The sequence below is a fragment of the Pseudoalteromonas phenolica genome, assembly GCF_005876835.1.
GTDB lineage: Bacteria > Pseudomonadota > Gammaproteobacteria > Enterobacterales > Alteromonadaceae > Pseudoalteromonas > Pseudoalteromonas phenolica_B.
The window spans coordinates 1-10327 of record NZ_PPSW01000063.1 but is presented as its reverse complement, the minus strand read 5'-3'; the positions used below and the strand labels follow the sequence as shown (position 1 = coordinate 10327).

Annotated in this window: 8 protein-coding genes; 5 read left to right on the top strand and 3 right to left on the bottom strand. The window is 42.0% G+C overall.

Going from position 1 to position 10327, the window contains the following annotated elements; translation table 11 throughout:
* Nucleotides 1-219: 219 nt before the first annotated feature.
* Complete coding sequence (gene typA, locus C1E24_RS20635; protein WP_138484783.1) at nt 220-2043, bottom strand: translational GTPase TypA; 1824 nt, start codon at nt 2041-2043, stop codon at nt 220-222.
* Nucleotides 2044-2609: 566 nt separating this feature from the next.
* On the opposite strand from typA, the gene glnA reads away from it, so the two are divergent.
* The 5 genes from glnA (at nt 2610) to C1E24_RS20610 (ending at nt 7838) form a co-directional block, all read left to right on the top strand.
* A complete protein-coding gene (gene glnA / locus C1E24_RS20630) occupies nt 2610-4016 on the top strand; it encodes a glutamate--ammonia ligase (RefSeq protein WP_138484782.1) in 1407 nt (468 codons plus the stop codon).
* A 285-nt stretch (nt 4017-4301) separates the two neighbouring features.
* Nucleotides 4302-4811 (top strand): DUF4124 domain-containing protein, encoded by a 510-nt coding sequence (locus C1E24_RS20625; RefSeq protein ID WP_138484781.1) that lies wholly within the window; start codon nt 4302-4304, stop codon nt 4809-4811.
* Nucleotides 4812-4879: 68 nt separating this feature from the next.
* Complete coding sequence (gene glnL / locus C1E24_RS20620; RefSeq protein ID WP_138484779.1) at nt 4880-5962, top strand: nitrogen regulation protein NR(II); 1083 nt, start codon at nt 4880-4882, stop codon at nt 5960-5962.
* On the top strand, nt 5959-7359 hold the full coding sequence (gene ntrC, locus C1E24_RS20615; protein ID WP_138484778.1) for a nitrogen regulation protein NR(I): 1401 nt from the start codon (nt 5959-5961) through the stop codon (nt 7357-7359). The genes glnL and ntrC overlap by 4 nt, the downstream gene beginning before the upstream one ends.
* A 20-nt stretch (nt 7360-7379) precedes the next feature.
* On the top strand, nt 7380-7838 hold the full coding sequence (locus tag C1E24_RS20610; protein WP_138484777.1) for a cyclic nucleotide-binding domain-containing protein: 459 nt from the start codon (nt 7380-7382) through the stop codon (nt 7836-7838).
* Nucleotides 7839-7863: 25 nt separating this feature from the next.
* Here C1E24_RS20610 and C1E24_RS20605 read toward each other — a convergent pair whose 3' ends face one another.
* Together C1E24_RS20605 and C1E24_RS20600 are read right to left on the bottom strand one after the other, a co-directional pair.
* Nucleotides 7864-9102 carry a cysteine desulfurase-like protein gene (locus C1E24_RS20605; RefSeq protein WP_138484776.1) on the bottom strand — a complete coding sequence of 413 codons (1239 nt, stop codon included), beginning with the start codon at nt 9100-9102 and terminating at the stop codon, nt 7864-7866.
* Between the two features lie 9 nt (nt 9103-9111).
* Complete coding sequence (locus tag C1E24_RS20600) at nt 9112-9744, bottom strand: 2OG-Fe dioxygenase family protein (RefSeq protein WP_138484774.1); 633 nt, start codon at nt 9742-9744, stop codon at nt 9112-9114.
* Nucleotides 9745-10327 lie beyond the last annotated feature (583 nt).

The window sequence follows — 10327 nt, the reverse complement described above, 5'->3', positions numbered from 1 at the left end:
TAGCTTAAACGATCTGCATTACTCAATTGAGCGGTTTTTTTATACCAACCCTCTTAATTAAGTGATCTATTTTGAGGCAAGGAAAACTTGTCGATAACGAGGCGGAAATTTTGCTATTTAGTTGTTCTAAATAAGAAATTTCCAACGAAGTTAGCGTCAGTTTTAGTCCCTCAAAATGATTAAGTATTATTGAGGATTGGTATTAAATCTCGTAAAAGATTATTTCTTAGCTTCACGGCTCGCGCGCTTACGCTCGCTTTCAGTAAGTAGCTTCTTACGAATACGGATGCTTTCAGGTGTTACTTCTACTAGCTCATCATCATCGATGAACTCTAGTGCTTGCTCAAGTGTCATAACGATTGGTGGCACAAGATTTTGCGCTTCGTCAGTACCTGATGCACGTACGTTAGTTAATTGCTTACCTTTAAGTGCGTTTACTGTTAGGTCATTATCACGCGCGTGAATACCGATAACCATACCTTCGTAAACTTCAACACCGTGACCGATGAATAGCTTACCACGGTCTTGTAGGTTGAATAGTGCGTTAGTCAGTGCTTTACCTGCAGCATTTGCGATAAGTACACCGTTCTTACGTTGACCAATGTTACCGCCTTTGTGTGGGCCGTAATGATCAAACGTGTGGTACATAAGACCAGAACCAGATGTTAGTGTCATGAAGTCAGTTTGGAAACCGATTAGACCACGTGAAGGCATCATGAAATCCATACGAATACGGCCTTTACCATCTGGCGCCATGTCAGTCATTTCAGCTTTACGAAGACCAAGCTGTTCCATGATAGAACCTTGGTGCTCTTCTTCAACGTCAACTGTTACTGTTTCATATGGTTCTTCTAATTGACCATCTACTTCACGAAGGATTACTTCTGGACGAGATACTGCAAGCTCGTAACCTTCACGACGCATGTTTTCAATTAAGATGCCTAGGTGAAGTTCACCACGACCTGAAACACGGAAGCTATCTGGGTTATCTGTCTCTTCAACACGTAACGCTACGTTGTGAACAAGTTCAGCTTGAAGACGCTCAAGGATATTACGTGAAGTTACGAATTTACCTTCTTGACCAGAGAACGGAGACGTATTAACAGAGAACGTCATTGTTACTGTCGGCTCATCAACAGAAAGCGCTGGAAGTGCTTCAACTGCGTTTACATCACATACAGTATCAGAGATCTTAAGTTCACCTAGGCCTGTAATTGCAATGATGTCGCCCGCTTGCGCTTCTTGCGCTTCGTGACGGTCAAGACCTAAGTAAGTAAGTACTTGGCCAACTTTACCGTTACGAGTAGAACCGTCAGCACCAACAATTGTTACTTGTTGGTTTACTTTAACAGTACCACGCTTGATACGACCAACACCGATTACACCGATGTATGAGTTGTAGTCTAGCTGTGAAATCTGCATTTGGAATGCGCCTGCAGGATCTGCATCTGGCTTTTCTACTTGCTCAACGATCGCTTCGAACATTGGTTGCATGTTGTCTGAAGGCTCGTCTAGGTCAAGCGTTGCCCAACCGTTAATTGCTGAAGCGTAGATAACTTGGAAATCAAGCTGCTCGTCAGTTGCACCTAGGTTATCGAATAGATCGAATACTTGGTCCATTACCCAATCAGGGCGTGCGCCTGGCTTGTCGATTTTGTTGATAACAACAATTGGCTTAAGACCTAATGCGAATGCTTTTTGCGTTACGAAACGCGTTTGCGGCATTGGACCTTCTTGCGCATCAACTAGTAGTAATACTGAGTCAACCATTGAAAGAACACGTTCTACTTCACCACCGAAGTCAGCGTGTCCCGGAGTGTCTACGATGTTGATGTGGTAATCGTTCCACTCAATCGCGGTGTTTTTAGCTAGGATGGTAATACCACGCTCTTTTTCGATGTCGTTGGAATCCATCACGCGTTCTTCATTACCGCCACGTGTTTCTAACGTGCCCGATTGCTCTAGTAGCTTGTCTACTAGGGTCGTTTTACCGTGGTCAACGTGCGCGATAATCGCGATATTACGTAATTTTTCAATGCTCATGTTTATAACTCAGATAATTACTCGAAAGAGTGGGTTAATCCTATACACCAAATCGTGTAGCACAGCCCAAAATAGGCCGCTAGAATTTAAAAGGGGCGTATTATCCCCTAATAACGCCATAGATGAAAGTTTATGCAGCATTATTTTTTCAACTGACGTCACTATTCGACGAATAAAGGGTCAATTCAGTATAGAAGCTGAAATAAACCACGCCATAAAAGCGCCCGCTTTAATACAATAATCTCAACAAAATACCTTTTATAAATGTGATTTAAATGACAATGCGGCCTTCCTGCTTCTAATAGAGCATGGAAATGAAATTACAGAGTGTATTTTTGCAACTAAAAACTGGGCAAAAAAGCATCATGCACTATACTGGAACTGCACCACAAGCGTGCATTTGCGGATCATGTTGGTGCACCACTAAGGTGCAATACAAATCAAAAAACACAAAAAACCTTTAAATTCATTTAGATAAAAAACTGGCACAATACCCGCTTATAGCTGCGCAGTAATAACGAAAGTTACAACAAAATAAATAACCCAACGAGTTTTGGAGGACACACATGTCTCATACTGTTTTACAATTTATCAAGGAAAACGACGTTAAGTTTGTTGACCTACGTTTCACTGACACTAAGGGTAAAGAGCAGCACGTTTCTATCCCTCATCACCAAGCTGACGAAGACTTCTTTGAAGATGGTAAAATGTTTGATGGTTCTTCAATCGCTGGTTGGAAAGGCATCAACGAATCTGACATGGTGTTAATGCCTGACGCTGATTCAGTAAAGCTTGACCCATTTGCAGAAGAAACAACACTTATTGTACGTTGTGACGTAGTTGAGCCTGCAACATTACAAGGTTACGAGCGTGACCCACGTTCAGTTGCCAAGCGTGCTGAAGAGTACATGCGCTCAACAGGTATCGCAGACACTGTATTATTTGGCCCTGAGCCAGAGTTCTTTGTATTTGATGATGTAAAATACAAAACAGACATGTCTGGTTCTATGTACAAAATTGATTCTAAGCAAGCAGCTTGGAACTCTGACAAAGACTACGAAGGCGGCAACACTGGCCACCGTCCTGGCGTTAAAGGCGGTTACTTCCCAGTTGCACCAGTTGATGATTTCCAAGATTGGCGTTCAGCAACTTGTCTTGTTCTTGAAGAGCTAGGTCAAGTAGTTGAAGCACATCACCACGAAGTAGCAACAGCGGGTCAAAATGAGATCGCAACACGCTTCAATACTATGGTTATCAAGGCTGACGAAATTCAAGAAATGAAATACGTTATCCACAACATGGCGCACCTATACGGTAAAACGGCAACATTCATGCCTAAGCCAGTTGTTGGTGATAACGGTTCTGGTATGCACTGCCACCAATCACTTGCTAAAGATGGCGTTAACCTATTCGCTGGTGACAAGTACGGCGGTCTTTCTGAAGACGCTTTATACTACATCGGTGGTATCATCAAGCACGCTAAAGCAATCAACGCATTCGCTAACGCGTCTACTAACTCTTACAAGCGTTTAGTACCTGGCTTTGAAGCACCTGTTATGCTTGCTTACTCTGCTCGTAACCGTTCTGCATCAATCCGTATCCCAGTAGTACCATCAGAAAAAGCACGTCGTATCGAAGTTCGCTTCCCTGATCCAACTGCTAACCCGTACCTTGCATTCTCTGCAATGCTTATGGCTGGCCTTGACGGTATCAAGAACAAGATCCACCCTGGCGATGCAATGGATAAAGATTTATACGACCTACCTGCAGAAGAAGCAGCAGAAATCCCAACTGTTGCAGCTTCACTAGAAGAAGCACTTTCAGCGCTAGACGCTGACCGTGAATTCCTAGTTCAAGGCGGCGTATTCACTAATGACTTAATTGATGCTTACATCAACCTAAAGTCACAAGAAGTGGAAAAACTGAACATGACGACTCACCCAGTTGAGTTCGAAATGTACTACAGCGTTTAATTACTAACTTAAGTAATTAAATTTTAAAGTGCATGACGACTCATACTACAGGTGACGAGTTGAAATGTACTACAGCGTTTAATTGCTTACTTAGTAGTTAAATTCTAGAGGACATGACAACTCATACTATAAGTGACGAGTTCGAAATGTACTTCAGCGTGTAACTGACACGCACCTAAATCATATGTGTTCTCAAGCCCGCGAAAGCGGGCTTTTTTATGGTAAAGCAGTTCATAAACAACTAAAGTATTTATTGCATTGTGTGATAAGAGTTAGGGCAGAAAAATGAAATGGACGGTTAAGGGGTTATGTATTTTAATGGCACTCATTGCGCTGCCAAGTGACGCTAAAATTTATCGTTGGAAAGATAAAAATGGCAATTGGGTCTATTCAGACACGCCCAGAAAAGGCGCGCAAGAAGTAAAGTTAAATAAGCCATTGGTCATGCCAAGTACCAATACCAATGTCCTGCAATCATCAAATACCCAACAGCAAACCTCTTATCAAGCAAATATCACTTCTCCAAACCACGAACAAACCATTAGAGAAAACACTGGTACCGTTTATGTCAGTGGACAGGTGCTACCTAGCTTTCATAAAGGCTTTACCGTCCAGCTTTTCCACAACGGCAGTGCTGTAGGTGCAAAGCAGTCTTCAACATCATTTGTACTTAAATCACTCTCTCGGGGTGAACATAAGATAAAAATAGCTGTTTTTAACCCTCAGGGCGCACAAATTGCAACAAGCAAAGAGCACACATTTTACCTTCATAAAGCCAGTGTCAGTAATCGTTGATGCAAGTCAAATGTAGGCGTATGATAAAACGCACCAAATTGGTGCATAACAATGAAAACTGATCCATCATGGCACACTCCTTAACTTCTTTTGCCGAAAACGTTTGGCAAAATCTATCAACTTGCATCTTAGTTATTGATGATGCTTACACCATTCAATTTGCCAACAATTCATGTAGTGAACTGTTTGGCTTGGGCCTAAAACGCCTACTCAATCAACCCCTACTCAGTATTTTTAATCATCACAGTATCGACCTAGAAAAGCTCTCTCAATACGTGCTAGATGAAGGCGTTGATTGCCAGCAACACAGAGTAGACGTGGTGTTCATCGATAATCGCTCTGCCACATTGAATATTTATAGTCGTAAAATTGTGCATCAGCACCAAGCCTACATTTTGCTTGAATGTCGCAAAATTGATGACGAAGTAAAATTTGATCAAGCCTCTAAGCAAATGCACCAATATCATGCTGCGCGCACACTGATCCGCGGCCTTGCCCATGAAATAAAAAATCCATTGGGCGGAATTCGTGGAGCGGCGCAATTATTGCAGTACGAGACTTGCCAGCAAGAGCGCGAGCAATGTGCACAGCTGATCATAGAGCAAGCTGATAGACTGACTGAATTGGTAGATAAATTATTAGGCCCTAACCAGCTCCCTAATAAAACATCGTGCAATATCCACCAATTGTTAGAGTCTGTAATCAAACTATGCAGCTTTGAACAGGGTCAACACATCAGCTTAAAGAAAGATTACGATCCGAGTATTCCTGATGTGGTTATTGACCAAGCTAAGATCCAGCAAGTGATCTTAAACATCGTGCGTAACGCACAGCAAGCGCTCAAACAAGGTGGAGAGATAACCTTAAAAACCCGATTCAGACATCGTGTTCGTCAAGGGGATCATGTCGTTAAAAAAGCATTGCTTATTCAAATCAGCGACAATGGGCCAGGTATAGACGAACAATTAAAAGACACCTTATTTTACCCTATGGTAACCAATAAAGAAGGTGGCTCAGGTCTCGGGCTCTCCATTGCACAAACACTGATAGAACAACATGGTGGCAGTATTGAATGTGACAGCTGGCCGGGTCATACCGAGTTCAATATATATTTGCCATTTACATCACAACCATCGGGGAATCACGAATGAAATCAGTCTGGTTAGTTGACGATGATGCATCTATTCGATTCGTTTTAGATAAGGCTTTGTCTCGTGCAGGTTTTGCCACAGAAAGCTTTACAAATGGCCAAGATGTATTGACTGCGCTTGAGTACAACCAACCTGCAGTGCTTGTATCTGATGTGCGTATGCCGGGTATAGATGGCATGGCACTACTCGAACAGATTAATAGTCAGCATCCGAATCTGCCTGTGATCATTATGACAGCACACTCAGACCTAGATTCAGCGGTCAATGCATTTCAAAAAGGGGCATTTGAATATCTGGCAAAGCCCTTTGATCTGAACGAAGCAACCCAACTAGTTGAACGTGCTTACGAGACTCAACAACAAAACCGTAAAACCAAAGCGCAACCGAGCACACCACAAAACAGCCCTGATATCATAGGCGAAGCCCCTGCAATGCAGGAAGTATTTCGCGCCATAGGTAAATTATCGGCTTCAAGTATGAGTGTTTTGATCAATGGCGAATCAGGTACTGGTAAAGAGCTTGTTGCAGGCGCATTACATAATCACAGCCCGCGTAAAGCCAATACTTTTATCGCACTCAATATGGCCGCTATTCCAAAAGACTTAGTAGAATCTGAGTTGTTTGGCCATGAAAAAGGCGCCTTCACCGGCGCTGATAGCATACGTCGCGGCCGCTTTGAACAGGCTGATAGTGGTACGTTATTTTTAGATGAAATAGGTGATATGCCACTCGATGTACAAACCCGCTTGCTACGTGTACTGGCTGATGGTGAGTTTTACCGAGTCGGTGGACATCAAAGTATTAAAGTTGATGTGCGAATTATCGCGGCGACACACCAAGATCTTGAAACCTTAGTACAAAAAGGTAAATTCCGTGAAGATTTATTCCACCGCCTAAATGTAGTGCGTTTAAAGATACCCGCCCTGCGAGAACGTCCTGAAGATATCGAACGTTTAGCCGTACACTTTTTAGCAAAAAGCGCGAAAGAATTGCAAGTCGAAAGTAAAACACTTTCCGCTGAAGCGATTAAAACCATGCAGTTGTATCACTGGCCGGGAAATGTGCGTCAATTAGAAAATACCTGCCGCTGGTTGACGGTCATGGCACCAGGTGAACTAGTGGGTGATATCGATTTACCTGATGAATTACAACACACACAGGTGCAACCCGAAGCGCAAGGTGATTGGCTTGATGCCTTTCAAGTTTGGCTCAACCAAGAGCTTAAAAATGGTAAAGAAAATATTTGGCCAGCAGTACAAGCACAACTTGAAACCCGTCTGATCAAAACAGCTTTAAATGCCTGCCACGGTCATAAACAAGATGCCGCGCTTCGCATAGGTTGGGGCCGCAATACATTGACCAGAAAACTAAAAGAGCGCAATATTCAGGATAGCTAAAACTATTCTGAATATTATCTATGAAGTTACTAGAACATGTACCGCTGATTAAACAGCTAGAAATAATCAATCGCCTGCCTTTTTTTAGTGACTTCACTTTAGCTGAAAGACAAGTATTGCTTGAGTCTTTCAGCCATTTGTATCTCGTCCAAAAAGACAAACATGCGTTCAGACGTTTCGAAAAAGATAACCGTTTATTTATTATCCTGAGTGGTGAGCTGGTGATCTTCAAAAAAGAAGAACTTGGTCAACTTGGTAAGGTCGGGCCAGGTGAATTTATTGGCGAAGGCGCATTTATTTGTAAACGTGAACACAGTACCAATGCCAAAGCGCTAAGTGACAGTATTTTACTGACCATAACACCAGAAGCATTAACTCGCTTACCAAGTGTGATCAGAGAAAAAATTAAAGATAAAATAATTGAAGGAATGGGTCAGCGAATTGCAAAGCTAAATAGTTATATTGAGGAAAGTATGTAGGCGTATAACGCCTACATAGAACAAGTTAGTTTGCTAACAGCGCTTCAAACGCACTGAATAATTTTTCTAGCTCTTCAATGGTGTTGTAGTGCATACAACCAATACGAACAACACCACCTTTATCCATTACACCAAGCTGCTCACATAAGCCTTGCGCATAGAAGTTACCATCCCACACGCACATATGTTGCTTACCTAAGAACGCAGACACTTCACGCGGTGCTAAGCCTTCAAATGTTAAAGCAAAAGTTGGTGTACGCTCAGCAAGGCGAGATTCATCTTCGATACCGTATAAACGGATCTGAGGAAAATCAGCAAGACGCTTTAAGAAGTACGCACTTAATGCCATTTCATGTTCTTTAGTATGAGCAAACGCCTGTGCTAAACGCTCACGACGTGGCGTGCTTTCTAGTAGGTCACTTAGACTAGCTATGTAGTCAATCGCGGCAATCACACCCGCCAAACCTTCAAAGCTCTGAGTACCAGTTTCCCAACGACCTGGGATCACGTCTTTTGCAGGTTCTACTTTGTATGGCGTAAAACCTTCTAAATGTTCACGCTTACCATAAACAATCCCTACGTGTGGGCCAAAGAACTTGTAAGCCGAGCAAGCTAAGAAATCACAATCAAGGGCTTGTACATCGATAAGCTCATGAGGCGCATAGTGAACCGCATCCACATACACTAACGCACCAACTTGGTGCGCAAGTTCAACAATCTGTTTAATGTCGTTGATAGAGCCCGTGGTGTTCGACGCGTAAGTCACAGCAACTAGCTTAGTCTTGTCATTTAACAATGACTTGTAATGCGCTAAATCAAGTGTGCAATCCGCTTCATTGATTTTTACAGCGTGTACAAGTGCACCTTTATCTTCAGCAGCCTGACGCCAAGAAGACACATTTGAGAAGTGATCGGCATTAGTCACAATCACTTCATCACCCGCTTGCCAGTCACGTGATACCGCACGGCTAAAGCTAAATGTTAGACTCGTCATGTTCGCGCCAAACACGATTTGCTCTTTGCTAGGCGCATTTAATAAATCAGCAACTGCTTGACGTGCATTGTCCATTAAACTGACAGTTTTATCGCTTGAGAAGAATGCCCCACCTAAATTTGAGTTGTAGTAACCCAAATAAGCCGACATTGCGCTCAACACCGACTGAGGTACTTGAGAGCCACCCGGACCATCTAAGAAGATAGGAGATTGACCATTCACCTGCTGCATAAGTGCAGGGAACTGACGACGCAATTTTTGTAGTTCCATTATGGCCTCTTACGCTGTAAACACGAAGCAATCTAAATAACCAACTTCATCGGCATTTAGTTTATTCATCGGTGTGGCGTTGTGCCAAACTTCACGGTCATTTACAAGTGCAAACAAACCGTCTTTGATTTCCATCTTGAAACAAGGCTCAGCTTCTTTATGCTCGTATACTAACAACTCGCCGCCTGCGATATTCTCATGAGAAACGCCACATACACATACATGATCAAAGCCATCTTGGTGAACACCTTCAGGTGCCGGTGGTGTGTCGCTTTCAATCGCTAACATTCTGAACTGATGAACTTCGATGTCACGGCTCTCTTCAATGCCTGTCATCGCTCTGAATTCAGTCAGTAAATGTTTAAATGCATCGCCGTTAATTAAATCGGTTTCTAAATTCTCATAAACGCGCTCAATATTACCCTGAAAGTTGTTAATTGAGTCGTCTTGAACAAACGCTTTAGTTGGCTGAAGGCTTACTTCATTATCAACAAACTTCAATACCGAATAACGACGTTTACGGAAAGCACCGTCTGCATATGGGTTATCAGGTAGATGATCAAAGAATGGTTTTACACCTTCAATATGAGGCTGTTGAATAAAACGTAATTGAAGCAAATTCTGGTTGTTTACTGCTGTCATGTTGCTCTCGTTTATGATTATAGAATTGGCGCAGATCTTAATCTATTTCGAGCAGTTAATTGATTTAAATTACACACACAAACATCAATAATTACATTATTAATGCACTTTAGGAAATTATAAGGCTAAATTTTCTAATTTTGAAAAGGCTAAAAATTTTGCAATAAAACTGGTCGGTCCAGAATAAAAATAGCGCAGTTAAAGCGATAAGCGATAAGCGATAAGCGATAAGCGATAAGCGATAAGCGATAAGCGAAATTAATTATTAATCACTTTGGAAGTCAAATAAGAATTAATATAAAGGAACCCGACAAAACTGACGAAAGTTAACAATTATATTTGAACCAAAAAACTAATCTGATAAGGGGATTTGATAAAAAGATTTTTAAGGTAAGAAAGTTGGTTGCGGGAGCCGGATTTGAACCGACGACCTTTGTGAATAATAAGAGAGAGCCCGACAAAACTGACGAAAGTTAAAAATTGTATTTGAACCAAAAATTAATTTAATAAGAGGATTTGATAAAAAAATTTTTAAGATAAGAAAGTTGGTTGCGGGAGCCGAATTTGAACCGACGACCTTTGT

Coding starts and splice junctions, on each gene's coding strand:
- glnL (WP_138484779.1), top strand. CDS start 4,880: ATGGCACACTCCTTAACTTCTTTTGCCGAAAACGTTTGGCAAAATCTA.
- C1E24_RS20600 (WP_138484774.1), bottom strand. CDS start 9,744: ATGACAGCAGTAAACAACCAGAATTTGCTTCAATTACGTTTTATTCAA.
- C1E24_RS20605 (WP_138484776.1), bottom strand. CDS start 9,102: ATGGAACTACAAAAATTGCGTCGTCAGTTCCCTGCACTTATGCAGCAG.
- ntrC (WP_138484778.1), top strand. CDS start 5,959: ATGAAATCAGTCTGGTTAGTTGACGATGATGCATCTATTCGATTCGTT.
- glnA (WP_138484782.1), top strand. CDS start 2,610: ATGTCTCATACTGTTTTACAATTTATCAAGGAAAACGACGTTAAGTTT.
- C1E24_RS20610 (WP_138484777.1), top strand. CDS start 7,380: ATGAAGTTACTAGAACATGTACCGCTGATTAAACAGCTAGAAATAATC.
- C1E24_RS20625 (WP_138484781.1), top strand. CDS start 4,302: ATGAAATGGACGGTTAAGGGGTTATGTATTTTAATGGCACTCATTGCG.
- typA (WP_138484783.1), bottom strand. CDS start 2,043: ATGAGCATTGAAAAATTACGTAATATCGCGATTATCGCGCACGTTGAC.